The sequence below is a fragment of the Sporosarcina newyorkensis genome, assembly GCF_900167515.1.
Classification (GTDB): domain Bacteria; phylum Bacillota; class Bacilli; order Bacillales_A; family Planococcaceae; genus Sporosarcina; species Sporosarcina newyorkensis.
This window is the reverse complement of the sequence record NZ_FUYJ01000003.1, coordinates 216,440-241,167: the sequence shown is the minus strand read 5'-3', so window position 1 is coordinate 241,167 and position 24,728 is coordinate 216,440. Positions and strand designations below refer to the sequence as shown.

The 24,728-nt window shown below is 40.4% G+C and carries 20 protein-coding genes; 12 read left to right on the top strand and 8 right to left on the bottom strand.

Going from position 1 to position 24,728, the window contains the following annotated elements; genetic code table 11:
• Positions 1 to 122: 122 nt before the first annotated feature.
• The 3 genes from B5D59_RS07800 to B5D59_RS07790 all read right to left on the bottom strand — a co-directional run bounded on the left by B5D59_RS07800 (position 123) and on the right by B5D59_RS07790 (position 2,703).
• Entirely contained in the window at positions 123 to 683 is a 561-nt protein-coding gene (locus B5D59_RS07800; RefSeq protein ID WP_050804646.1) for a TetR/AcrR family transcriptional regulator, read from the bottom strand.
• Between the two features lie 60 nt (positions 684 to 743).
• Positions 744 to 1,166: a DUF1284 domain-containing protein gene (locus tag B5D59_RS07795; RefSeq protein ID WP_078817534.1), complete on the bottom strand. Its 423-nt coding sequence runs from the start codon at positions 1,164 to 1,166 to the stop codon at positions 744 to 746.
• 403 nt (positions 1,167 to 1,569) lie between these two features.
• Positions 1,570 to 2,703 (bottom strand): class II histone deacetylase, encoded by a 1,134-nt coding sequence (locus B5D59_RS07790; protein ID WP_078817533.1) that lies wholly within the window; start codon positions 2,701 to 2,703, stop codon positions 1,570 to 1,572.
• 167 nt (positions 2,704 to 2,870) lie between these two features.
• Here B5D59_RS07790 and B5D59_RS07785 point away from each other — a divergent pair, with 167 nt between their 5' ends.
• Together B5D59_RS07785 and B5D59_RS07780 are read left to right on the top strand one after the other, a co-directional pair.
• Positions 2,871 to 3,917: a helix-turn-helix domain-containing protein gene (locus B5D59_RS07785; protein WP_078817532.1), complete on the top strand. Its 1,047-nt coding sequence runs from the start codon at positions 2,871 to 2,873 to the stop codon at positions 3,915 to 3,917.
• 371 nt (positions 3,918 to 4,288) lie between these two features.
• The gene (locus B5D59_RS07780; RefSeq protein WP_078817531.1) at positions 4,289 to 4,924 is read left to right on the top strand and encodes a hypothetical protein; all 636 of its coding nucleotides are present in this window, start codon (positions 4,289 to 4,291) and stop codon (positions 4,922 to 4,924) included.
• Between the two features lie 229 nt (positions 4,925 to 5,153).
• On the opposite strand, the gene B5D59_RS07775 is transcribed toward B5D59_RS07780, so the two are convergent.
• A complete protein-coding gene (locus B5D59_RS07775) occupies positions 5,154 to 6,860 on the bottom strand; it encodes a sigma-54 interaction domain-containing protein (RefSeq protein WP_078817530.1) in 1,707 nt (568 codons plus the stop codon).
• A gap of 357 nt (positions 6,861 to 7,217) precedes the next feature.
• Here B5D59_RS07775 and hutU point away from each other — a divergent pair, with 357 nt between their 5' ends.
• From hutU to hutH, 6 genes are read left to right on the top strand one after another with little or no spacing between them, the layout of a single operon-like run.
• The gene (hutU, locus tag B5D59_RS07770; protein ID WP_078817529.1) at positions 7,218 to 8,942 is read left to right on the top strand and encodes a urocanate hydratase; all 1,725 of its coding nucleotides are present in this window, start codon (positions 7,218 to 7,220) and stop codon (positions 8,940 to 8,942) included.
• Positions 8,943 to 8,966: 24 nt separating this feature from the next.
• Complete coding sequence (locus tag B5D59_RS07765) at positions 8,967 to 10,394, top strand: YjiH family protein (protein ID WP_176132526.1); 1,428 nt, start codon at positions 8,967 to 8,969, stop codon at positions 10,392 to 10,394.
• A 48-nt stretch (positions 10,395 to 10,442) separates the two neighbouring features.
• Positions 10,443 to 11,708, top strand: a complete 1,266-nt coding sequence (gene hutI / locus B5D59_RS07760; RefSeq protein ID WP_245799480.1) for an imidazolonepropionase — start codon at positions 10,443 to 10,445, stop codon at positions 11,706 to 11,708.
• An 18-nt stretch (positions 11,709 to 11,726) separates the two neighbouring features.
• A complete protein-coding gene (locus B5D59_RS07755) occupies positions 11,727 to 12,890 on the top strand; it encodes a M20/M25/M40 family metallo-hydrolase (RefSeq protein ID WP_078817528.1) in 1,164 nt (387 codons plus the stop codon).
• A 57-nt stretch (positions 12,891 to 12,947) separates the two neighbouring features.
• A complete protein-coding gene (locus B5D59_RS07750; protein WP_078817527.1) occupies positions 12,948 to 14,294 on the top strand; it encodes a Na+/H+ antiporter family protein in 1,347 nt (448 codons plus the stop codon).
• Positions 14,295 to 14,331: 37 nt separating this feature from the next.
• Positions 14,332 to 15,837, top strand: a complete 1,506-nt coding sequence (gene hutH, locus B5D59_RS07745) for a histidine ammonia-lyase (RefSeq protein ID WP_078817691.1) — start codon at positions 14,332 to 14,334, stop codon at positions 15,835 to 15,837.
• 484 nt (positions 15,838 to 16,321) lie between these two features.
• Here hutH and B5D59_RS07740 read toward each other — a convergent pair whose 3' ends face one another.
• From B5D59_RS07740 to B5D59_RS07725, 4 genes are all read right to left on the bottom strand, one after another.
• Positions 16,322 to 17,572 (bottom strand): Nramp family divalent metal transporter, encoded by a 1,251-nt coding sequence (locus tag B5D59_RS07740; protein WP_009766410.1) that lies wholly within the window; start codon positions 17,570 to 17,572, stop codon positions 16,322 to 16,324.
• Positions 17,573 to 17,621: 49 nt separating this feature from the next.
• Complete coding sequence (locus B5D59_RS07735) at positions 17,622 to 18,257, bottom strand: helix-turn-helix transcriptional regulator (RefSeq protein ID WP_009766409.1); 636 nt, start codon at positions 18,255 to 18,257, stop codon at positions 17,622 to 17,624.
• Positions 18,258 to 18,377: 120 nt separating this feature from the next.
• Positions 18,378 to 19,331, bottom strand: a complete 954-nt coding sequence (locus tag B5D59_RS07730; RefSeq protein WP_040758616.1) for an agmatinase family protein — start codon at positions 19,329 to 19,331, stop codon at positions 18,378 to 18,380.
• Positions 19,332 to 19,498: 167 nt separating this feature from the next.
• Complete coding sequence (locus B5D59_RS07725; RefSeq protein ID WP_078817526.1) at positions 19,499 to 20,365, bottom strand: LysR family transcriptional regulator; 867 nt, start codon at positions 20,363 to 20,365, stop codon at positions 19,499 to 19,501.
• 117 nt (positions 20,366 to 20,482) lie between these two features.
• Between B5D59_RS07725 and B5D59_RS07720 the strand changes: the two genes are divergently transcribed.
• From B5D59_RS07720 to pcaC, 4 genes are all read left to right on the top strand, one after another.
• Positions 20,483 to 21,706: a trans-sulfuration enzyme family protein gene (locus B5D59_RS07720; RefSeq protein WP_050804670.1), complete on the top strand. Its 1,224-nt coding sequence runs from the start codon at positions 20,483 to 20,485 to the stop codon at positions 21,704 to 21,706.
• Positions 21,699 to 22,454 carry an L-2-amino-thiazoline-4-carboxylic acid hydrolase gene (locus tag B5D59_RS18450; protein WP_245799479.1) on the top strand — a complete coding sequence of 252 codons (756 nt, stop codon included), beginning with the start codon at positions 21,699 to 21,701 and terminating at the stop codon, positions 22,452 to 22,454. The genes B5D59_RS07720 and B5D59_RS18450 overlap by 8 nt, the downstream gene beginning before the upstream one ends.
• Positions 22,451 to 23,680 carry a Zn-dependent hydrolase gene (locus B5D59_RS07710; RefSeq protein WP_078817525.1) on the top strand — a complete coding sequence of 410 codons (1,230 nt, stop codon included), beginning with the start codon at positions 22,451 to 22,453 and terminating at the stop codon, positions 23,678 to 23,680. Before B5D59_RS18450 ends, B5D59_RS07710 begins: the two co-directional genes overlap by 4 nt.
• Positions 23,681 to 24,256: 576 nt before the next feature.
• Positions 24,257 to 24,646 carry a 4-carboxymuconolactone decarboxylase gene (pcaC, locus tag B5D59_RS07705; RefSeq protein WP_009766391.1) on the top strand — a complete coding sequence of 130 codons (390 nt, stop codon included), beginning with the start codon at positions 24,257 to 24,259 and terminating at the stop codon, positions 24,644 to 24,646.
• The last annotated feature ends 82 nt before the right edge of the window (positions 24,647 to 24,728 follow it).

Genomic DNA, 24,728 nt, shown 5'->3' with positions numbered 1-24,728 from the left:
TCACTTAAAGCTTTTCCTCGCTTATTTGCACAAAGGCTTTCCTTATAAAAAAACAAGAGCCACTCGAAAAGTCGGATGAAAAAACTTTTTGAGCGGCTCTTGCGCCTAGCGATTTTAATAGTTTAGTTAGTTGTCTGCAAATGGCTTATATATAGTTTGGACAGAGAATTTATACGGTGCAACGCTTGTTCGGTTGTAAGTGTTGAATAATTCTTGTAGGTAATAAGCAGTCCATTCAATGTGGAAAAAAGCAACTGGGCTTCTCGTCTGGTATCGACTGGAAAGAGGGGCTTAAGTGCTGACTCGAAAAGCTTCATTAATCCCGCGATTTCGTTGTGAATCGGAATCGTAGGTCTTCTTTCGTTCGCTTCTAACATAAAGTACACCATCATTTGGAACAATACCTCGTCCTTAAACATATAGCAGATATACTGTTCTACTAGTTCAGAGAGCTGATGGAAAGGCGTTAGCTTCCCGATTAATTTCTGCCCTTCCACTTTTATCGCTTCCATGTAAAGATGTTGTTGGTCATCAAAATATTTATAAATCAGTGCAGGCGAAACTTCCGCGTACTTGGCTATGTCTCGCATACTGACATCTGTAAAGGGCTTTTTGCTAAATAAGTGAACTGCTGCATCTATCATACGTTGTTGGTTGGCTTTCTTCTTCTCTTCACGTGTCATTGGCTTCTCCTTAAGATGTAATATGTCCATCATACAGAGAAGTAGGAGTGGAGTCTAACCTCACATTTTATCGACTTTCTTTAATCCTTTTGACTCGATAACCCGCTCGACACCTTCCTCACAATACCCAAATGAACGCCAAGAGCATGTTTCGCAAATAGTAGCGATATCGGACGGCAGAATCTCCACACGAATACGCCGCTCCACTTCCCGCCAAGGCAGCACATCACTGAATGTCAGTCTGAGCCGTTTTAAGATTTCTGAATCTCTCACGTAAATTCCTTTGTCCTCGCAATGATAGGGCTGTCCTTCAGGAAACTTAGCACATAAATCGTCGGGACCTTTGATAATTTGGATCAATGTGTCGGGCTGGGTACGTAAGGTGATCTGGATCTTCGTCATATTTTCCGCGTATTCTTCCGAGTAGCCCATCCCGCGATAGCCCAATAAACAAAAAATATGATGGCCGCGTAATTTTATCATTTGATATCGCCTCTTTGTGTGAAAGTGTCCATCCTTTTGTAACTGTATAATTATTTAAGCATATCTAAGGAAAGAATGAAATCTACAGAGGTGGGTATTGTTCATCTTATAGATAGTAGTATTTTGCGAGGAGCGATAAATTATTGACTTTGGTAACGAGTTTTTTTCAATTTCGTCAAGAGCACCAGCTTCTTTGAGCGCAATTAAAATTTTCCTTTAGATTGGAAGTATAAGTTGAGGATATCGGTTGGTAAAATGAAGTGTATTCCGCAAACAATTAAGTACAATATATAGATTAAGATTATATAAAAGCATAACAAATAGCCTCCTAATCAGTATGATCAGAAGGCTTTTGTCGCTACATAATGTTATACAAAAATGTTTTGTTTTTCGGTATTATCACTTATAAACTGTTACCTACCTTCTCAGCACTAAAGTTCCAAAACTTCGATTGTTGATCGATCACTGCTTGAACTGCCTGTTCTTCGTGTGGAAACAATGTTTCCACCGGAACACCAAAGCCTTCCATGAATGGATCATCAACTTCAGTTTTTATTTCGCTCATCGCTTCCACGATGGCTAATGAGCAAAATGGAACGTATGCTGCACTGTAGCCACCTTCATGACATAGCACTAAGCGACCATCACAATGTTTCTCTGCTAACTTTTTCATGAACTCTGCAAATCTATAAAATCCGTTAGCGGTTACCATCATTCTAGCTAGTGGGTCAAAGAAGCTAGGGTCTTGTCCTGCAGATACTATAATTAATTCTGGTTTAAATTGGTCTACAATAGGTCCTACAATTTTCTCAAATGCATGCATATATCCTGCATTTCCCGTACCGGCTGGTAATGGAATATTCACATTATATCCTTCGCCTTTACCTTGCCCGCAATGTTCTATATAACCTCTTTCAGCGGGAAACAAGCGATCTTGGTGGATGGATATAAATAACGTACTTTCATCATCATAAAACGCTTGCTCTGTGCCATTCCCATGGTGTACATCCCAATCAAGTACCAATATTCGCTCCAAATTATATTTTTTCTTAGCATGTTTCGCAGCGATGGCTACATTATTGAACAAGCAGAATCCCATACCTTCTTGTGCTTCTGCATGGTGACCTGGAGGTCTTGTCAAAGCATACACATTTTGAACGTCACCGTCCATAACAGCATCCACTGCAGTCATTGCGCCGCCTGCCGATAATAGGGCGATTTCATATGAACCTCTACCCACAATAGCGATTTGTCCTGCATCCCCACCGTTTGCAGCACTTAACTGTTTCACTTTATCTACATAACTAGGCAGATGAAATAGCTCAATGTCATCTCTGGTGGCCGAACGCGGGGCAATGGATTTCAGTTGAGGAGTCAATCCGCTAATATCCATTAGATTTTTAAACCGTCTCTTCGTTTCTGGATCTTCCCCGTATGTGTGACTCTGAACCCATCCTCCTGATGCTAAGTGCAAAGCTCCAGAACCGTTATCATGCCAAAAATAACTCTCATCATAAATAAATCCTGTTTTTTTCATTTGACTTCCCCCTTGTATTTTGAATAATATTAGTACTGGAACTAGTATTTCAAATTTTCGGACAAGTGTAAATTACACTAAAGGATAACTTCGCCATTGAATCTGTTGAAACAAAATATTTATTGAAGTATCGGCTACGAAAAACATAGAGATATGGAGGAATTGCTATGAATTTCTCAACAAAGGAGTATCAAAATATTTTACAATTTATTAATAGTTCTCTTTGTGACTCTCATAAAATTCAAGCTCTGCTTTCTAGTATGTTTCAGTTTAATCATTCGCTGCTATGGCGTGCCGATACGGCAGGAAATATGTATAATTTAGAGTTTTTCAACTTTGATGACCAATTAATTTTAGATTATAAAGAAGTCCACAATGCGAATGATGTAATGCACCCCAAAAAACTGGTATCAAAGCTGACAAGTAACAAAGAAACGGTGTATCGGATGGAAGAGATAACTATTCCAACTGACCTCGCGAAGTCTATGTATTATCAATTTATCAAGACGCATAGAATCATTGATCAGATGGTAGTCTATTTTGTCAATGGCACATTTATCTATGGTGGTATCGGTTTTATTAGATTCAAAGGGGAAATGCCGTTCACGCAAAAAGATAAGGAAATACTGCAAACCTTGTCCATACATCTACAGTATTTAGTGAAGAATATAATGATGACGAAGGAAATAGAAGCAAAAAGTCTCTATATAAATAAGGAAAAAGATTATAAACTCGGTATCATTCAGGCTAGCCATGATCAGGGCATTTCATTTTATAATAAAGTTGCACAATATATTATTAAGGATATAGACCCAACTTCGACAGTTGAAGAATTCTTTTATAATTCAATTCATCCAAGGATTCCTGACGGTTTAAATGAAAGCGAAAGTCCGTATTACTTCCATATTAACAATAGGAAAATAAAAGTGATGGTCCAAGAAAAAGAGAGTGCATTGTTGTGCGCATATACGATTTATTTGTATGACCAGGGAGATGAAGAAGAGAGATCTGCTGCTCATCCCCAAAAAGAATTATCAAATAGGGAATTGGAAATTTATCATCTAGTTTTAAAAGGATATACAAATGAACAGATTGCTAAACAACTATGGATTACGATAAACACAGTGAAAAAGCATCTGAGAAATATGTATACAAAGTACAATGTTACGAATAGAACGAGCCTGATATATAAATTGGAGGGTATAGTGGATTGAAATGCATAAAGGCTTGAAAATTGCCTGTTTAAATTCAAGAGGAGTCACTTTCCTTTTCAGAGGTCAAAGACATAGTCGTTGCATCAAGATTTAAGCGCTCCTATCATCATTGGAAATGAAATCGATGATGATAGGAGCGCTCTTTATTTAACAAGTTGTAGTTTTGTATATGATGAGAGCTTGAGGTATGCGCCTCAAGTTGAATTTAAGAGGAGGTGATGATAGGGAACTTTGCAAGATAAAGCATTTGCTTTTATTTTGTACAGACATATTTTTTAAAATCTCTAATATGCTATTATAGTCAGAAGTAACGTTATATGGAAAGCCACCACTATGTATTTAATTTTTAAAGAAAGGCAGGGGAAATTCATATGGACTTCATCCTTACATATCATTGGCAAGTGTTTATTGCAATTGAGATAGTATCTGTAATCTCGTTGTTGTTATTTGGTCTATTTCGCTATTTTTTCAGCAAACACAAATTCAGTATAATCTTTATTATTTCCTTCATTGCGTTATTGCTTATCGAGGCTTTGCTTGGATTGTATGTATATTTTCATACAGGTGAAATTTCGACATTTTTGATCGTCATCATGGTATTCCTTGCATACGCCTTCACGTTTGGAATAGCGGATTTTATCCGTTTGGATCGATGGATGAGGAAAACTGTCGGAAAGCTTCGTGGCGTTGAACTGTTGACAGAAAAAGACTACAGGATCATGAAACGAAATAAAAATCCTAAATATTTAGCGAAGAAATATCGGATTACATCGCTCATTCATTTAGGCATCTTCATTATTGGGCAGTCTATATTCTGGTCTATGGGCACGAATAGTTTTGATGAAATGAAAGGGTACTTAATGGATCTCTCTTGGGTGGAGGTAGGGGATGCACAACATTCACCTTATCCAAATGATATGCTGTATGGAATTGGGGTTATCTGGGGTATTGCGTTCATTGTTGATTTTATTTACTCGTGGTCCTATACATTGTTTCCAAAAAAATAAGTGCAATTTTTATACCAATCTAAAGAATTCATCTTAACTGCTTCTGTCGAAATAGTATGATATGTGCCTGTGCAAGAAACTAATGCGTTTGTTTAAACGTTCATGGTTGTTTCACGAACAGGCATATTTAGAAATTATCCTAATAAAAAAGCGTTGAAGCTAACGTTTTGGCTGTAATTTCTTTTTGTTATAATCCTTAGTGAGAGGTAATGAGTCTGAGTACGATTATTTATGGTTTCTCTAATTGGTGTTTCTTAATATGATATTGCAGGCTTTGACGAGTAATACCCAGTTTACGGGCAGCCGCCGAAACATTCCATTCAGTTTGTTCGAGGGCAGACTGTATAAATTGTTTTTTTGACTGATTCAGTGCACTTTTAATTGGACGGCTTGCTTTTGATTCGTTTTCTCCTTCAAGCGCCTTTTGTTCAACTAAAATCTTACCACGTATATAGGACGGCAGATGATGGACCTCGATAGCTTTTGAGTCATCTGTAACTCGAATAACGATATTTTGAATTAAATGCTCTAACTCTCTAATATTGCCCGGCCATGGATAGCGAAGTAATGCTTCTCGTAAAATGGGTGAGATTGGCGGAGCATTTATACCCATTTTGGATTGGAAAGTGTCAAAGAAATAATGAATGAAAAATAAGATATCTTCTGGCCGATCACGCAAAGGCGGTATGAAGAGACTGGTATTCGCAATACGATAAAATAAGTCAAGTCGCATTCGGTCTTCTTCTATCATCTTTTCCGGATCTTCATTAGACGCACTAATAACAGTGCAACGAACGGGCTTTACGTCATTAGATCCTACCCTTCGTACCAACCGTTCTTGTAACACGCGCATAAGTTTTGATTGCAATGTCATTGGCATGGAGTTGATTTCATCCATGAATAATGTTCCATCCTCCGCGTATTCAAATAATCCTACTTGATCTGTTGCGCCTGTGAATGCTCCTTTGACAGTGCCGAATAATGTACTTTCCAATAAGTTTTCTGGGATAGCAGCACAGTTAACAGCGACAAAGGGTTTGTCCCTGCGAGGGCTATGATTATGCATGCTTTGTGCAAACAGCTCTTTTCCGGTCCCCGTTTCACCTACGATAAGCGTGTCTGTATTATGAACGGACACAGCTTGCGCTTCTCTCAATAATTCCTTCAATACAGTACTTTTTCCTTTAATATCTTCAAAAGTGAAAACCGTTCCATTGTTCGCGAAAGTCTTTTCTTCCAGTTGCTGGCTAACACTTCGCTTCAGTTCAATCGTTTGATACAGTTGATCCTTTAATTTCGATTCATTTGTACTGATAGAAAAAACACCAATGGTATCCCCATCTTTTTTTATGGGATATGTACTATAGCTAACGTATTTTGGGACACCCCCTACTTTCGAGTGTGCGCGATAACGAGAAAATATAGGTTTACCTGTATCGAATACGTGGCGGTGCTCAGAGAATTGAGGATTATAGTTATAGGCATCCCATAAAGGCTTTCCTATTATCTCCTGTGCTTGTAAATCTTCCATTTTTTCTTGCGCTTTGTTATAAAGAGTAATTTCACCATCTCCATTACTCATCATCACTCCTTCATCGATTGTTTCAATTACTTTTTCCAAACAATACAGACGTGCTTCATTATTATCCAATTGGAAAGCAAATTCTTTAATACATAACACGGTCAACTGTTCAGGCTCCACAATTTGCTTAACAGAGACTTGGATTGGCTGCCCTTGAAGTTCTGTATAGAATTCTTCCTTATCAATAAATCGTAAATCATCCCGTCTGAATAACTTTTTAATATCGGTAGTGAGATCTATTGGAAAGGTTAGATTCTCTTGTAAATCGAACCATAGAATATTGTTCGTATGATCAAGAACAATAACCCCATCAACAAAACTTCGTACCAATGAACCTATTGTTTTAGCAAACATATAAAACAACCCCTCCTTTGTGTAGAACAATTTTTATTGTATCACAGAAATATCTGAAAAGTCTGCATCTGCATGCAAAATATATCTGCATATTTGGAAAGTGCCTCTAATAGTGGATTCTCAAGAAAATACTAGGGGGAAAAGCAGGTGCAAAGAGAAAATATATCTGCAGGTGAGAATTGAAAGTGATTGATGGTCATAGTAAAGGTTTTATCCTGTTTTACTAGACTTTAGCCTTGATACAATCAGCTTTTGATTAAATAATAAAAAGTTATTTTTGATATTTTAGAAGTTGGCACGGTACTTGCAATATATAAAAGTGAGAAACAGAAACTATCAATCTAGGAGGAATTCATTATGACAACTAAACCAGAAATCTTATATTCGGTAAAAGCACAAAGAGGGCCCGAACTACGCTGTAAAGGATGGAGACAAGAAACAATCCTTCGAATGTTAGAAAATAATATGGAAAATGCGGAAAAGCCGGAGGAGTTAGTCATCTATGGAGGGATCGGAAAAGCTGCACGTAACTGGGAGTCCTACCATGCCATCGTACAATCTTTAAAAGATCTAGAAGACGATGAAACATTAGTTGTTCAATCAGGTATGCCGGTAGCGGTGTTCAAGACTCATAAATATGCCCCAACGGTCGTCATGGCAACAACAAATATTATGAAAGCTGACTGGCCTACATTCTATGATTTACAAGATAAAAACTTAACAATTTATGCAAATTATACAGCAGCACCTTGGGAATATATTGGAACACAAGGAGTTATTCAAGGTACTTTTGAAACATTATCAGCTATTGCCCGCCTGCATTACAATGATTCTCTTGTCGGCAAAATCTTGCTGACGGCGGGGGCAGGCGGTATGGGAGGCAACCAGACTCGCGCAATGACGATGCACGGAGGCGTTTGTATCCTTGTGGATTCCAACGTAGATATTATCAATCGTCGTATTGAAAAAGGCTTTATCGATGAATTAGCGCCATCATTGGATGCTGCAGTCAAGAAAGCGAAAGAATATGCTGCTGCAGGTAAACCGTTGGGAATCGCAGTAGTCGGTAATGCTGCAGATGTATTTGAAGAAGTACTGAAGAGTGACTTCCGTCCAGATATTGCTACATCCATGACTCCGGGACATGACCCAATTTCATACTTGCCTGCAGGGTTAACAGTGGAAGAAGCTGAACAACTGCGCGACACAGATCGTACCCTGTATTTGGAAAAGGGGCGCGAAACGATGATTCGTGAATTGAAAGCATTGATTCAGTTCATGGACGAAGGGGTTCACGCATTTGAATATGGAACAAGCCATCGTAAAGAATGTATCGACGCAGGAATGGATGAAAAGGAAGCGAAACGCTTACCGGGTTTTGTAGCAGAATATATTCGCCCGTTGTTCTGTGAAGGTCGTGGACCATTCCGTTGGGTGTGTATGTCGGGAGAAGCGGAAGATCTTCGTAAAATTGATGACATGATTCTTGAGAAATTTGCAGATGACTACTTGGTGACGCGCTGGATCAAGCTGGCGAAAGAGCACATTCCGATTGAGGCATTACCTGCACGAATTTGTTACATGGGCTTTGGACAACGTAAAAAGTTTGCACTAGAAGTTAATGATATGATTCGCCGCGGTGAGTTGGCCGGACCAGTTGCGTTCTCTCGTGACAATTTGGATTCAGGCTCAATCGTTAACCCGACATTCGAATCTGAAAATATGAAAGATGGCAGTGACTTGATCTCAGACTGGCCAATGTTGAATGGTTTATTAAATGCCGTTGGTATGTGTGATTTGATCGCAATCCAAGCGAACTACTCAATGGGTGAAGCAGTTCATACAGGTGTAACAATGGTAGCGGATGGAACAGCTGAATCCGATATGCGTTTAGAAGTTGCAATGACTGTAGATTCCGGAATTGGAGTCGTGCGTCACGCACAGGCTGGATATGAGATAGCCCGTGATGTAGCGAACGGTCAAGGGGATCTGACGGATGAGAGTATCCAGATTCCATTATGGTGGGAGCGCAAGGCTACATTCGGACCAAAAGATCTGGAAAAAACTAACGCTAAAGCATAAGTAACAGGATTATTAGAGAAGTGGGTGGGGGACGTCAAGCACCTGTTTGACTTCCTCCCTTCTTGTTTGTCGCCAAAACAACAAGGGCAGGTGAAGTCGATGAACGATGTAAAACAAGATTTCGACAGAGTGGACAGTGCGTCTGCTGAAAGAGAAGGGAATATTTATTCTGTACGAAATATCTTCAGCTTTTTCTTCTTCAGTTTAATCGGCGTTTTCATGTTCTTTATTCCTATTGAAGTTAACGGGAAAAATTCCATTCCTTTAGATCATTTAGTTACTTGGATCAGGAATACTACACCGACCGCTGTATCGTATTACATCTTGTTGATTATGTTTTTAGGAGCTGCCTTTCCATTTTACTCAGGTAGCTGGAGGAAAACAAAAATTGAAATAGCATTATCATGCTTAAAGGTACTAGGCGCCATCTCAGCAGCTATGGTTCTATTTGAATTTGGACCAAAGTGGTTGTTGGCAGAGGACATGGGACCATATTACTTTTCGATAGTTCTCACGCCAATCGGGGTTTTGGTACCAATTGGTTCGATCTTTTTGGCGCTTCTTGTGGGGTATGGATTATTGGAGTTTATTGGTATTCTGATGCAACCAGTTATGAGACCGATATGGAAGACGCCGGGACGTTCCGCGATTGATGCCGTTGCTTCGTTTGTTGGCAGCTATTCTATTGGTCTTTTAATCACTAATCGTATTTATAAAGAAGGGAAATATTCTAGACGTGAAGCAACAATCATTGCGACCGGATTTTCTACTGTATCTGCTACATTTATGGTAGTCGTAGCAAAGACACTGGACTTAATGGAAATTTGGAACTTGTATTTTTGGCTTACATTCCTTGTCACATTTTTAGTAACGGGTATTACAGTAAGGATGTGGCCAATTAACAAAATTCAAGACGATTATTATACGGGTGAAGGTCAGCCTGAGAAAGTGATCAGTGAAAAGAGAATCCAACATGCGTGGCATCAGTCGATGGTAACAGCACAAAATGCACCAAGCCTTCTTAGCAATGTCTTATCTACTTTGAAGGATGGCGTGTTAATGGCGATGAGTATCCTGCCATCTGTCATGGCAATAGGACTTCTTGGTTTAATTCTGGCCAATCAAACTCCGGTGTTTGATTATTTAGCTTATTTGTTTTTACCTTTAACTTGGATTTTACAGATTCCTGAACCGTTTTTAGCTGCTAAAGCTGCCATGATCAATTTGGTGGATATGTTTTTACCCTCATTGATGGTTGTAGAAGCTAGTTTGCACACTAGATTTATCGTCGCTTCAATTTCTATTTCAACAATTTTATTTTTCTCGGCACTAATTCCGTGCATATTATCTACGGATATTCCAATTAAAATGCGTGAGATTGTGGTTCTTTGGTTTATTCGAACGGTCTTATCACTAATTATTGTGACGCCGTTAGCATTTCTGTTTTTGTGAAAACGTTTACAATTTTAGAGTTATTGTATTGTCTAAATGGAGGTTTTTATGATGAATCAACTGCAAGGAAAAACCAAGGTCGACCTGGTCATTCGCCATGCTGCTGAGGCATTGACTTGTAAAGGTGAGGGGATGGCTGAGCTCGGCGTCATTAAAGATGCTTGGATTGCGGTGAAGGACGGTCGCATTGCAGGCGTTGGCACGGAAAGGGAGGGAAGCGATTCAATTGATCTGGATAATGCATCTCAACTTGACGCGTCTGGAAAAGTTGTGGCACCTGGATTTGTAGATTCCCATACGCATCTCGTATTCAACGGTACACGAGTGGAAGAGTACGCCGCAAAGTTAGCTGGAGACGATAAAAAGAAATTAGAAGAACTAGGTATTACAACAGGACCGAATCGTACGATTGAATTAACACGGCATGCATCGGAAGAGGAGTTGTTTCAACAATCCAAAAAACGGATGATGAACATGCTTAATTACGGCATGACGACAATCGAGAGCAAGAGCGGCTATGGATTGACGACAGAAAGTGAAATTAAAATCTTAGAAGTGGGACGCCGACTTGATAGAGAAACCCCAGTGGATGTTTACAATACATTTTTAGGTGCGCATGGCTTTCCTGAGAGTGTAACAAAAGAAGAATATCTCCGTATTATTATCGAAGAAATGATTCCGGAGGTCGGTGAACGCAAGCTCGCAGAATTTTGTGATGCCTGGTGCGATGATGGATATTTCACGGCAGAAGAGTCTGAACAGATATTGGAGGCTGGATTGAAATATGGCATGAAGCCGAAGCTTCATGCGGACGCATACTCCTATATTGGCGGGTCTGACTTGGCGGTAAAAATGAATATGGTATCCGTTGATCATCTGAATTATACCCCAGTAGAAGTAATGGAGAAATTGGCGGAATCAAAGGTTACGGGTGTATTAATGCCTGCTCTAGATTTTGCCGTGGGACATAAGAAACCTTTCGATGCTAGAAAGATGCTGGACTTGGGGATGAATATCGCTCTAGCGACGGATTTATGTCCCGCCTGCTATACAGAATCCATGCAATTCGTTATCAATCTAGCATGTAAACTTTACAAATTCACCGTCGAAGAGGCTATTAAAGCAGCCACATACGGTGGGGCTTGTGCCCTGGACTTAGATGATCGTGGTGTAATTGCAGAAGGGAAGGTAGCAGATCTTCAAATTTGGTCTATTCCTTCTTATGTCCATATTGCATACGAACTCGGTACGAATATAGTGGAAACTGTTTTGAAAGATGGGGAAGTTGTAGTCGATCATGCAGAAATACAGTAAGAAAAGGAGAATGTTAGGATGACAAATAAACAAGTGAAGAACAATGCAGCAGACTGTGTTAATGAAAAACGGTTGTTGGATTTATTTTTAGAGCTGGCGAAAATTGATGGTCCGAGTGGAAAAGAACAGAAAGTGGCTGACTATCTAAAAGAAGCTCTACCTGAACTTGGATTCACTCTTCAATTTGACGAAGCGCATAAAAACTTCGATGGAGAGGTAGGGAACTTGATTGCTTACAAAGAAGGAACGGATTCATCTGTACCTCCATTGTTTTTCTCCACTCACATGGATACAGTACTCCCCACTAAAGATTTAAAGCCGGTCATCAAAGATGGTGTAATCTATTCGGACGGCACGACGATTCTCGGAGCAGATGACCGCGCTGCATTAGCTGCTTATATTGAAGGGGTTCGTGCAGTAATTGAAAGCGGTATTCCGCATGGACCGATCGAGCTTGTCTTAACGGTCAATGAACAACCTGGTCTCGTGGGTGCGCGTTATTTAGATTACAGCAGACCCAAAAGTAAATTTGGCTATATATTTGACAGCAGTGGCGATGTAGGGCAAACCATTTTGAAAGGACCTTATAGCAGCAGGATCTGGATGAAAATAAAAGGCAATGCCGCGCATATTGCGCTGAATTCAGAGGAAGGTAATAACGCATTTATTTTAGCGGCAGCAGGTTTATTGGACATCAACCTAGGTGAAATTGATGAAGAAACATTGGCAAACATTGGTATTATCGAAGGCGGAGAACTTACGTCTATTATTCCAGGAGAGGTAACAGTTGCAGGTGAAGTGCGCAGCTTTTCTAAAGAAAAACTGGATAAACAGTTAAAGCATATGGAAGATGCGATGCGAAAGGCCGTGGAGGCCAGAGGTGGTTCAGTGGAAGTAACAATTGAGAAAAAGTACAGCGGCTTCTCGATTCCTGAAGATCATATATTAACTCAAACTGTTTTGAATGCATCGGAGAATATTAAAGTAAAGCCGTACTTGACTGAAACACTTGGCGGCGCAGATACTAATGTGCTCAATGAAAATGGCCTAATTTGCTTAACATTAGGAAATGGCTTCCAAAACATTCACTCGTTCCGAGAGTGTATTAGTGAAGAAAATTTAACAAACACAGGGCGTCTGACAGCAGCATTAATTCAGCAATGGTATGAAAGCCAGAAATAAATTAGATAGATAAATTGGAAATATCCTCATTTAATCCAAATTAGATAATCAGGGGGAATGAACGTGTTAACGAATCCCGTATTTATTTCTGTAGTAGTATTAACCGTTTTAAGTCTGGCAAGAGTACATGTGATTTTCGCCATTTTAATGGCGGCTATCACGGCAGGACTCCTTTCCAATTTGTCATTATCGGATACTCTTTCTACCTTCCTTGGTGGAATGGGTGGTCAGTCTGAGACTGCGTTAAGTTATATTCTCCTAGGGATTTTTGCAGCAATGATTGCGCATTCAAACATTACCAAAATGCTGATCGATAAATTATTGTCTGTTAAAAAGATGAATAAATATATGTTATTGCTGATGGTTGCCGGTTTGACCTGTCTATCGGGAAACCTAATTCCAGTGCACATTGCGTTCATACCTATCCTAATTCCGCCGTTGCTAATTTTCTTCAACTATTTACGCTTAGACAGACGAGCTGTCGCTTGTGCTCTGACATTCGGTTTGAAGATGCCTTACATTTTGATTCCGGCAGGCTATGGACTGATATTCCATGGCATTATTGTGCAGGAAGTTAGCATTAACGGCATGCCTGTCACATTATCACAAGTACCTCTAGCAATGGCAATCCCGGCACTTGGTATGTTCGTAGGATTGTTTATCGCAATTTTTTTCACGTATCGTAAACCGCGAGATTATGAAACGGAGGAAGAACGTGCTAGCCATGCAGAGATATTTGCATCTTCTGTTCAATTAGCGGCTGGTACGGAACGTGTCAAACAGAAGTTCGAGGTACGTGACGTACTGACGCTCGTTGCAATTGTTGGGGCTCTGGTAGTTCAAATTCAAGTGCAATCATTAGTACTCGGTGCGCTTGTTGGAATTATTGTAATGTTTGCTGCAAGGGTTGTCACATTGGGTGAAGGAGAAGTAGTCGTTCAGGAAGGCGTAAAACTTATGGGTGCTATTGCCTTCGTTATGCTTCTCGCCTCTGGTTATGCAACGGTTTTAAAAGATACAGGCTCAGTAACTAATTTGGTGACAGCTGTTGAAGGGTATTTCAGCTATGGAAAAGTGGCTGGTGCTGCATTACTATTATTAATAGGACTATTAGTAACAATGGGAATAGGAACATCTTTCGGAACAGTTCCCATTCTGGCCGCTGTATTCGTCCCGATATGTATGGTAATGGGATTCAGCCCCCTTGCTACAATTGCATTGATTGGTACAGCGGGAGCATTAGGAGACGCTGGTTCACCGGCTTCAGATAGTACGCTTGGACCGACTTCAGGATTGAATGCAGATGGTAAACATCATCACATTTGGGACACTTGTGTACCTACATTCCTTCATTATAATATCCCTTTATTTATTTTCGGGATATTGGCGGCAGCAATTTTATAATATAAGAGGATAAGAGGTGGTTTAGTTGAGTAAAGAAATGGTAGTCCATTTAGATGGGGAGTCATTAGATCGTCAGCTGATCGAACGCATTGTTTTTAACGAAGTAGAAGTCGATATTTCGGATTATGCTTTAAAGCGTGTGCGGGAAAGCCGCGAACGTATTGAGAAACAATTAAGAGATGGAAAGGTTATCTATGGTGTCAATACAGGTTTCGGGAAACTGAGTGATATTCAAATTGAAGAAGATGATATTGCGAAATTACAGCTGAATCTGTTGCGTGCGGATGCTGTTGGAGTGGGTGAACCCTTATCTAAGCCAATCGTACGTGCCATGATGATTTTAAGAGCAAATGCTTTAGCGAAAGGATTCTCCGGAATCAAGGAAGATACACTTCAATTATTAGTTCAGATGATCAATAAAGGCGTTCATCCAGTCGTGCCGTGTAAGGGTTCAGTAGGTGCAAGTGGTGACTTGGCCCCACTAGCGCACGTAGCTATCGTTTTAATTGGAGAAGGTCGTGCAGAGTATGAGGGTGAAATTCTGACCGGCGGAGAAGCGTTGCGGCTTGCCGGATTAGAACCTGTTACTTTACAGGCTAAAGAGGGACTAGCTTTGATCAATGGGACTCAAGCTATGACTGCAGTAGGCGTAATTGGATTTAATGAAGCTGAACGCATTGGCTATGCTGCGGACATGTCAGCTAGTTTGACAATGGAGGCACTTCAGGGAATTATAACAGCATTTGACAGCGAGCTATTGGCAGTACGTCCGCATAAAGAATTGGAAGTGGTTGCCTCCCGTATTCGTAACTGGTTGGAGGGAAGTCAACGTGTGACTAGCCAAGGACAGATTCGCATGCAAGATGCGTATTCCATACGCTGTATCCCGCAAGTACATGGTGCATCTTGGCAAGCATTGCAGTATGTAGAGGATCGATTAAGCGTGGAAATGAATTCCGCGACAGATAACCCTATAATCCTTGAAAATGGAGAAATCATTTCTGGTGGCCATTTCCATGGACAGCCGATTGCTTTGGCAATGGATTTCATGAAGGTTGGAGCTGCAGAACTCGCTAATATTTCAGAGCGTCGGATTGAGCGTCTGGTTAATCCACAATTGAGTGGATTGTCCCCATTCCTTGCCACGGATCCAGGATTGGAATGTGGCTTGATGGTCGCCCAATATGCAGCGGCAGCATTAGTTTCAGAGAACAAAGTACTTGCACATCCGGCAAGCGTGGATTCCATTCCGACATCCGCTAACCAAGAAGATCATGTCAGTATGGGAACGATTGGTTCGAGACAAGCACGTGAAATCATTCATAATAGTGCACGTGTCATTGCGATTGAATTAATTTGTGCATCCCAAGCGATTCATTTAGAGCAAGCGGAGAATGAACTGGCTCCTGCAACGAGTGCTTATTTGGAGAAGGTTCGTAAAATTTGCCCACCGTTGCTAGCGGATCGCGATATCTCTGAACAGATCGAAGAATTAGCGCAGTTCCTATTACGTGATGATACGTTAACACAGCAAAAGTTATAAGAACGTTGTATTACCTTTACTCAATCTTTGGTTTGACGATATGCAGAATCTTCAACTGAAGAACTCATAATTACTCTCCCTATAAAAATAAATTATAAAAGGTTGTCGGAAAAGTCGTTTTAAATGACTTTTTGCGACAACCTCTTTTTATTTTCATACTCCGTTCGCATCAATTATGCAATATGCATAGTTGTTTGCATGCAAGTAATTTCTGCAAGGGGGTGATGTAGACACTCTCTTTTTTAGCCGGTCCGATTATGCTATTTAAAAATTTAAAAGCAGATAATATTTAGACCCTGAAAGTGTCAGTGGTAAATGATGTAGAAGAAAGTCTGAATTTAAATTGGATTAGGATAGAAAAGCAATAGTTTTTTGGTATTGCAGATTTCCGGTACTTATCCTATCTTGCAATGAAAAGAAATTACTTCTCGAGTAGTCCTATACACGGACTTACTTTTTAAAAACTCTGATTTCTCTAAACAACTTATAGATATGTTTGAATTGCATCCAGTAGGCTATACCCACCCAAGAAAGTAGCGATCAAGATAACTACGGCACCTATAATATTAAGCAAGACGGAATTTCGCTTGTCTCCCAATAGTTTCTTATTATTCATAATGACGAACAAAAAGATTGCTACTACAGGAAGCAAGATACCATTCAAGGCTTGCGCCATGAGCAAGACATCCATCGGACTGAAACCGATTGCGGAAGTAATGATACCGATAATGATAACGCTCGCGAATACCATTTTGAACTTTTTGTTTTTCATTCCGTTTTCCCATTTCATAACGCTGCTGATCGCGACTGCCGCACCGAGAGGACTCGCAATTGCGGATGAAAACCCTGCGGCAAAAATCCCGATGGCAATGAAGACTTTAGCCCAAGAGCCGAATAATGGCTCCAATTGGTAGGAAAGGTCGGCTACACTGTTGACTTCCATTCCGTACATCGTTGTACCGGCTGTAATCAATACAGCTGCAGTAATCAAACCGCCTACACAGATTGAAATAATCGTATCCCATCTAGCCTCTTTTAAATCGCTCGCCTGTGTCCAGCGTTCCTGTACCATCGAAGAGTGGATGAAGAAATTGTATGGAACAACTGTCGTTCCAACCAGTGCGATGATCATGATGATGGAACCGGCAGGCATAGAAGGAACAAATGCCCCTGAAAATACTGCGCCAAGATCAGGCTTCACAACAATCATTGTTGTGATAAATGTCAGACTCATAATGACGACTAAGGTAATCATCAATTTTTCTATCAACTTATAACTGCCTGATAGTCCTAAGAACAAAATAGCCACGCCTATGAAAGGGCTTACAACATTAGCTGGAATAGATGTCAGGGTAGAGATTCCTAGCGAAGTACCCATCAAATCCCCAGAAATGTATGCGGCGCACCCTACGCCGATTGAAATGATGACCAGCCAAATCGATGCGAATTTCAGCAGCGGCTGTTTGAATTGATCGTGTATTGCTTCCCCGAGTCCCTTTTGGGTAATCACACCGAGACGTGCAGACATCTCTTGCAGAACAATGGTTGCGATGATGGAAAATACAACTGCCCATAAAATCGCATATCCAAATCCTGCTCCCGCCCTTGTTGCGGTTGTGACTGTACCGGGTCCGATGAATGAAGCTGTAATAATGGCTCCAGGCCCCATCGCTTTGATTTTAGCCAACAAGCCCTTTTTCTTAACTAGATTTGCAGATACCATATCAGCTGTCATTTCTTTTTCCCCCTAATTCTTAACACACTATAAGTGAAGGAAAATATACTTATTTTTCCTCAAGTGAGTTGTAAATCGTTTGTTTTGATACCCCTATTAATTCAGCAATCCGATCAGTCGATCCTTGTATGAGGAACATACCCTTGCTTTCCAAGTGGCGGACGAACTTAATTCGGTCTTTTCGTTTTAGATTATCAATGTCAATTCCAAGCTCCACAATCGTGCTTTTAGTAATTTGGTCAAATACTTCATCGATATGGGTAGCATAGGACTCATCAAATTGTTGGTCCGAATTGTTCGTCTCTGGAAGGATCATTTCTCCTAATACTTGATGTAATCGGTTCATCTCCGTAATGTCCAAGTTGATGCCTAAGAATCCGATGACTTCACCGCTCAGGTTTCGTATAAATACGATAGACGTCTTGATGATCTTACCTCTTGTTGTATTCGTTATGATGCCATTGAAGTCCTTAATGTCTTCAGGTTTCTTCTTCAGTTCCTTTAAAATAAATTCAGTAGTAGGAGCACCAAGGCTCCTTCCAGTGACATCGCCTTTTAAATAAATTAAAGAAGACTCCACATCTGTTATGTCGTGTATGACAATTTCACAATTGACATTGAAGACTCCATAGATTGCATCTGCCATTCGTATATATGCGTCAAAAAAATGATTGTTTTCTCTCATGGTAAATGAACACTCCTCAGTATAAATATCCTTTCTAGTTTCCTATAGATAAGGTGAAAAATCGAGCACTATTACTAAATATAGATATATTTACCTGAGGAGAATATGAAATTCCTTTAATTACTGCTTGATATTCTGCTGATTGTGCAGAATGTTTCCTGCAAGTGCATACAAAATGAGAGTGGAAGCAAAGTGAGCAGATAGTTGATTAGGATCTTGCTGCGGATAAATTTCCACGAAATCCATTCCAATCACGCCTAATTTACAAATCTCGTGCACTAATGTCAGTAGTTCATATGAAGTCAATCCATTTCCATCTACTGGTCCGCCTGGATTAAATGCAAAATCCAATACATCACTACAGATGGTCAGGTATACACAGTCGACATCCTTGGAAGCCATTGCATGAATTTCTTTTGCAAGTTCCTTTAAATCTTTATGCCCTCGGATATCATTGACAGTCAATGTCACCGCACCCGCAGCTTTTGCATTGCGTCCGCTTTGAGGTTCGTTACGCGGACCGTGAATTCCTGTGTGGATGATGCTCTCATTGCGTACGCCTTCCTGTTCGTAAAGTCGGGCGAATGGACTGCAGCGTGCATACTGATCGCCATTGTGTGAAGGCAAGTTGTCATAATGTGCATCTAAATGAATGATACCGACCTTTTTTCCTGTCTCTGTTATGGAGCGGACAATCGGAAACGTGATGCCATGATCTCCACCTAAGCCAACGACGAATTTACCAGACTTCCACAGATCAGAAGTGAAGGAGGTAATTCGTTTCATTGTCTCATCGACATCTGCAGGGACAACATCAACATCTCCTACATCACCGAGTGTGACGTGTTCGAAAACGTCCATATCATTGATTTCTGGTAGATAACCAGAATATCTTGCAGAACATAAACGCATAACTTTTGGTCCTAGTTCACAACCCGTATAGTCGCCCCACGTCACAGCGCCTTCCCAAGGAACTCCATACACCAATACATCTATATCCGAAAAGTCTTTTGTGGCCGAGATATTTTTTGCTCCTAACATACAAGGAGTATTTCCGTAAATTGTTTCAACCATTATTGCAACCACCTTTACTTTTTTTAAACTGTTTTTAATTATATTAAACTCATGTTTAAGAATTGTCAAATACTTTTAAAAAAAATAAAAACAAGATTTTTAAATCGGAACAAAAAATGAGCGAATAAAAAGGAGATCGATTTTCATCGAAACTCCTTTGTGTATTATCAATATATCCAATTTTGAATACACTGAATTAACTTTTTAGCACCTGGAGATACATGTTTAAAAGAAGTGGCGGCAATGCCAATAGAACGTGAATAATTTCCCTCCAATGGAATTGCGCGAATGTTTTCAGGTAAGCGATATAATATCATTGACGGCAAAATACTGATGCCAAGACCATTTTGCACCATAGAGATGATAGCTTGATCTTCTTCGATTTCATATTGAATAGGTGGAGTAATTTTATACTTTTTAAAGATTCTACTGACATCATTGTCAATAGTGGATTTAGGCATTATGAAACCTTCGTTTCGAAGTTGCTCATAATGAATCAGTTCATTGTGAAAGAGTGGATGTGTATCTGGGACAATGCAAAGCAACGGGTCTGTTATGATAGGGATTGTATCAAACGAGCTTGCAGTGGGGAGGGATAAAAAACCGAAGTCAATTTTTCCTTCTGAAATCCACTCTGTAATGTCATCATAATTTCCTTCATATAGCTTAATCTTAATCAGTGGAAAATCTTCCGAGAACTTTTTAAGAATGAGGGGAATCCATTGAATCGATACGCTTGGAAAAGTGCCGATTCGAACAATACCTGTCTCAATGCCATTAAATTCTGATGCCTTCTGAAGCATTTGCTCATTTAGCTTTAACATACCTTGCATATATACGAGCATTTCACTGCCGTTTTCTGTTAGGCTTGTGCCCGATCGATTTCTAATTAACAATGTAAATCCAAAGTCGGCTTCTAGACTTGCGATAGCATGACTTACGGCAGACTGTGTAAGTTTAAGTGTTTTTGCTGCTTTTGATAAACTTCCCAATTCCACGACAGTCCTGAAAATCTCGAATTTTATTAATGACATAACTCTCACCTTTCTCACACATGAATATAATTAATATATAACATTATAAACATTCATTTGACTTATGTAAAAAATGAAAATTATAATAGAGAGAATAATAAAATGATTGGGGATATTATAATGACTAGACAATGGGGAATTAGCACGGAGCTCATCCACGATCAACATACAACAGAAAGAAAAATAGGTGCTGTCGCTCAGCCGATTGTACCAGCTGTTGCTTACTCATTCGAAAATCATAAGATGGCGTCTGATACGGTATCTGGAAAAGAAGATGGTATTTATTATGGCAGGTATGGCAATTGTACATTGCGTGCATTTGAAGAAAAAATGGCGGCACTCGAAAATGGGGAAGCAGCCCTTGGTCTAGGTTCGGGAATGGCGGCCATATCATCCACGCTGTTTGGTGTATTACAAAACGGGGATCATCTGATTGTCACAAAAGATGTTTATGGAGGTACATATCACTTTTTAACGACATTGGCACCGCGATGTGGGATATCGTTCAGTTTAGTGGATTGTACGGATATCGATTGTATCGTGAAGGCAATTCAGCCAAATACAAAAGCAGTCTATATTGAAACGCCATCCAATCCATTGCTTACGATTTTGGATATTAAAGCAATTGCGCAAGTGACTAAACAATATGATCTTCCGCTCATCGTAGACAATACGTTCATGTCGCCATGTTTGCAAAAACCGTTGGAATTAGGCGCGGACATCGTAATTCATAGTGCAACAAAATACTTGAATGGTCACGGAGATGTTATGGCCGGCGTAATTGTTGCAGATGCAAAATTTATTCATTTTATACGCCAACAAATTATGGGCGATCTTGGACAAGTATTAAGTGCGTGGGATGCATTTTTGATTTTAAGGGGGCTGAAAACACTTGGGTTAAGAATGGAACGTCATTGTAGTAATGCCCACAAGATCGCGACATTCCTGGAAAATCATCCACTAGTGGAAAAGGTATATTATCCAGGATTGAAATCCCATCCGCAATATGAAATCGCTGATCGGCAAATGAAGGGGATGGGCGGCATCGTGTCGTTTGAAATGAAAGGCGGAAGTGCGACGGCGACGGCTTTTATAGATGCTTTGAAATTGTCGATGATATCCTTTAGTCTCGGTGATCCGGAAACGCTCGTTCAGCACCCGGCGACGATGACGCATTCATCGTTGCCTGAAACGGAACGGCTTGCTGCTGGTATTACAGATGGTCTCATCCGACTATCAGCAGGGCTTGAAGATATTGAAGACATCGTTGCTGATTTGGAGCAGGCTTTTGATAAGGTAAATGAATTAAGTAAACGAAACGGAGTGGGTACACATGCGTGAAGTAAAAGATTTGGAACCAGTATCAATGTATACAATCACGGCTAAGTTAATGAATCATACAGTGGATATTGTCACGGACAGGTTTGGAGAAGAAGGAAAACGTATGATGCAGGCAGGCGTTCAAAATGTAGTGGATGAACAACAAGCCGAAGGAAATGGACAGTTAACCGGGCAGGCGCTATTTTCATTTGATAAGCTATTTGACGATGAAAAAATCAAAGAAACATTCCAGTCCTACAATAAAGCGCAACAGTCAGCGGGGCAAGAACCCCATACAATGTTTGCGGTAATGGCAAAATTATTTGCGCATATCGCAAAGTCCGTAGTGGAACGATTCGGCAAAGAAGAAGGGGAACGGGCGATGATGGATAGTGTCGGTGCTTTCGGCGAAGAACGCGGTCGCGATATTGCCCGTCGTGCTGCTGCTGTCGGGAAGCCAAATACGATGGATAATTATTTATCTAATTATGACATGGGTCGCAGTGAACTGTTTGAGTATGAAACCCTTTTTCATCCAACCGAAATTGAACAGACGTTTACAAAATGTGCGTTTGCAGAGCAATGGAAAAAAGACGGGATGGAGGACTACGGAATCCTATACTGCCATATGATCGACCCTTCGATTGCTAGGGGATTTAATCCGAACTTTGAAGTGATACATGATCAATATGTTTTAAAAGAAGGTGTCTGTCACTTTCAGTTCCAAATGAAAGATGAAGAGAAAAGTGATAGAGGGTTTTCCAAATGATTAATAAACAACGTCTCTGGGCTCGATTAATGGAACTAAGTGGCATTGGAAAGCAAGAAAGTGGAGGCGTCACTCGCTTTTCTTTTACGAGAGAAGAACGCGAAGCAAAAGCGTTGGTCTCTTCATACATGACAGAAGCAGGCATGACAGTTAGAGAAGATGCTGTAGGAAACTTGATCGGTAAGAAAGAAGGTCGGCAAAAAAATGCGCCAGCTGTTCTGATGGGTTCCCATATCGACACAGTTCCGAACGGCGGTATGTTTGACGGGGCTCTAGGTGTGATTGCAGGCATCGAAGTAGTTCATGCGATGAGCGAAAGAGATATACAACCTGACCATCCGATTGAAGTGATCGCTTTTACGGATGAAGAAGGAAGTCGTTTTGGTTTCGGTATGATCGGCAGCCGGGCGATTGCTGGTACGTTGACTGACAAGGACCTAGAGCAACGTGATGAAAATGGGATAACGATTGCAGAAGCGATGGAGGAATCGGGTCTTGATCCTAAACTGGTGGCAGACGCCGCGAAAGATCCAGCTGACGTAAAAGCATATGTGGAACTGCATATCGAGCAGGGGCGAGTGCTTGAGAATCATGGTCTCGCGGCAGGGACCGTTTCCGGGATCGCGGGCCCGCTTTGGATGAAATGGACGATTACTGGAGAAGCTGGACACGCGGGTGCAACACCGATGAATATGCGGAAAGATCCCTTAATGGCTGCTTCAGAAATCATGCAGTTTATAGAAGGAGAAGCAAAAAAGTACCCGAATCTTGTAGCGACAATTGGACGAATTGCCGTGAAGCCAGGCGGTGTTAATGTAATTCCTTCCGAAGCGACTTTTACGCTTGATCTTCGGGATATCGATGAAGAAATAAGACAGCAGGCTGAGGAAAAGATGGTTGCTCACGCGCAACAAGTTTGCCGCGACCGAGGAGTAGAGATCGAATTTGAAACGTTGCAAAGGGTCACACCGGTTCCATGCTCTGCAGTCATTCGGCAGACGATACAAGCAGCTTGCCTAAAACTGGGCTTGAAATCTTTCGAGCTTCCAAGTGGTGCGGGACATGATGGGATGCAATTTAAGGACTTCTGTCCGATCGGCATGGTTTTTGTCCGTTCTCAAAACGGCATTAGCCATAATCCAGAGGAATGGAGTACTAAGGAAGATTGCGGGAAAGGCACGGAAGTTTTGTATGAGACGGTATTGTCGCTGGTAAGCGAAGTATGAAAAAAAGAGATGTCTAATGTGTTGATGTTTTTGCAAGTAGGATAGATATTGTAGTGTGAATTTTTGAATAGCGCAGGCAATACGAATTCATGTCGTGTTGCCTTTTTTGGTACTTATATTTAGTTATGCGGGTAGTATTAGTGTGATTTTAAGGAGAACCAGATCCCCTCTAAATTCAAAAATATTTTGGGTGCTACCTCTTGATATGGCGAACAAAGTAGAGTCGCAAATCGTGACGCTTAAGGAAATTGGATGACTTCCTTCCGGCTATAGCGTAAATAAACTCTAACCCCCTGTATCAGTACATAACTAATCTAGGTATAGTTATGTACAAAAAGGACAAGATGACCGGGTTAGATAGTTGATAAGTATATTGACAATTCGGAAATTAGGTTATATTGTGTAATACAAGTTCTTGTATGGTACATGCAAGATAATCTTTATTTTAATTAGTCAATGAAAGTGTATGGGCTTCATCTAAAGAGCTAGTTACTATTGAAAAGTATCTGAAATATTTTTAGCTTTTTGAGTATGAATTCTAAGGTGAAATTTAATTTTTAGAAAGGTGTGCTGAAAATGGGGAGAGAACTATTTGAAAAGGGCTTGAAAGTAAGAAAAGAAGTGTTGGGGGAGGAGTATGTCAATAAGTCAATAGAGTCTGCTACAGATTTTAATAAAGAACTGCAACAACTGGTAACGGAGTATTGTTGGGGAGAGGTTTGGACGCGGGAAGGCTTGCCTAGAAAGACCAGAAGCATTATTAATATTGCAATGTTAACGGCACTTAATAGACCTCATGAATTAAGACTTCATATAAAAGGTGCATTAAATAATGGCGTTACTGAAGAAGAGATTAAGGAAGTGTTGTTGCAGACAGCAATTTATTGTGGAGTTCCTGCTGCGATCGATAGTTTTAGAAATGCAAAGGAAATTATTGAAGAGTATAAGAGTGGAAAAGAAGTTTGAGGGTTTTTAAACAAACCCATAGATGCTCTACACAGTAAAATAGGATGTAAAGAAAAAAGAGCTGTTACAATGGACCATTAAT

Excerpts from the sequence above, each read along its gene's own strand:
- B5D59_RS07795 (WP_078817534.1), bottom strand. The coding sequence starts at position 1,166 with ATGATAAAATTACGCGGCCATCATATTTTTTGTTTATTGGGCTATCGC.
- hutU (WP_078817529.1), top strand. The coding sequence starts at position 7,218 with ATGACAACTAAACCAGAAATCTTATATTCGGTAAAAGCACAAAGAGGG.
- B5D59_RS07800 (WP_050804646.1), bottom strand. The coding sequence starts at position 683 with ATGACACGTGAAGAGAAGAAGAAAGCCAACCAACAACGTATGATAGAT.
- B5D59_RS07725 (WP_078817526.1), bottom strand. The coding sequence starts at position 20,365 with ATGTCATTAATAAAATTCGAGATTTTCAGGACTGTCGTGGAATTGGGA.
- B5D59_RS07730 (WP_040758616.1), bottom strand. The coding sequence starts at position 19,331 with ATGGTTGAAACAATTTACGGAAATACTCCTTGTATGTTAGGAGCAAAA.
- B5D59_RS07750 (WP_078817527.1), top strand. The coding sequence starts at position 12,948 with ATGAACGTGTTAACGAATCCCGTATTTATTTCTGTAGTAGTATTAACC.
- pcaC (WP_009766391.1), top strand. The coding sequence starts at position 24,257 with ATGGGGAGAGAACTATTTGAAAAGGGCTTGAAAGTAAGAAAAGAAGTG.
- hutI (WP_245799480.1), top strand. The coding sequence starts at position 10,443 with ATGATGAATCAACTGCAAGGAAAAACCAAGGTCGACCTGGTCATTCGC.
- B5D59_RS07780 (WP_078817531.1), top strand. The coding sequence starts at position 4,289 with ATGGACTTCATCCTTACATATCATTGGCAAGTGTTTATTGCAATTGAG.
- B5D59_RS07790 (WP_078817533.1), bottom strand. The coding sequence starts at position 2,703 with ATGAAAAAAACAGGATTTATTTATGATGAGAGTTATTTTTGGCATGAT.
- B5D59_RS07740 (WP_009766410.1), bottom strand. The coding sequence starts at position 17,572 with ATGACAGCTGATATGGTATCTGCAAATCTAGTTAAGAAAAAGGGCTTG.
- B5D59_RS07775 (WP_078817530.1), bottom strand. The coding sequence starts at position 6,860 with ATGTTTGCTAAAACAATAGGTTCATTGGTACGAAGTTTTGTTGATGGG.
- B5D59_RS07785 (WP_078817532.1), top strand. The coding sequence starts at position 2,871 with ATGAATTTCTCAACAAAGGAGTATCAAAATATTTTACAATTTATTAAT.
- hutH (WP_078817691.1), top strand. The coding sequence starts at position 14,332 with ATGGTAGTCCATTTAGATGGGGAGTCATTAGATCGTCAGCTGATCGAA.
- B5D59_RS07710 (WP_078817525.1), top strand. The coding sequence starts at position 22,451 with ATGATTAATAAACAACGTCTCTGGGCTCGATTAATGGAACTAAGTGGC.
- B5D59_RS07755 (WP_078817528.1), top strand. The coding sequence starts at position 11,727 with ATGACAAATAAACAAGTGAAGAACAATGCAGCAGACTGTGTTAATGAA.
- B5D59_RS07735 (WP_009766409.1), bottom strand. The coding sequence starts at position 18,257 with ATGAGAGAAAACAATCATTTTTTTGACGCATATATACGAATGGCAGAT.
- B5D59_RS18450 (WP_245799479.1), top strand. The coding sequence starts at position 21,699 with ATGCGTGAAGTAAAAGATTTGGAACCAGTATCAATGTATACAATCACG.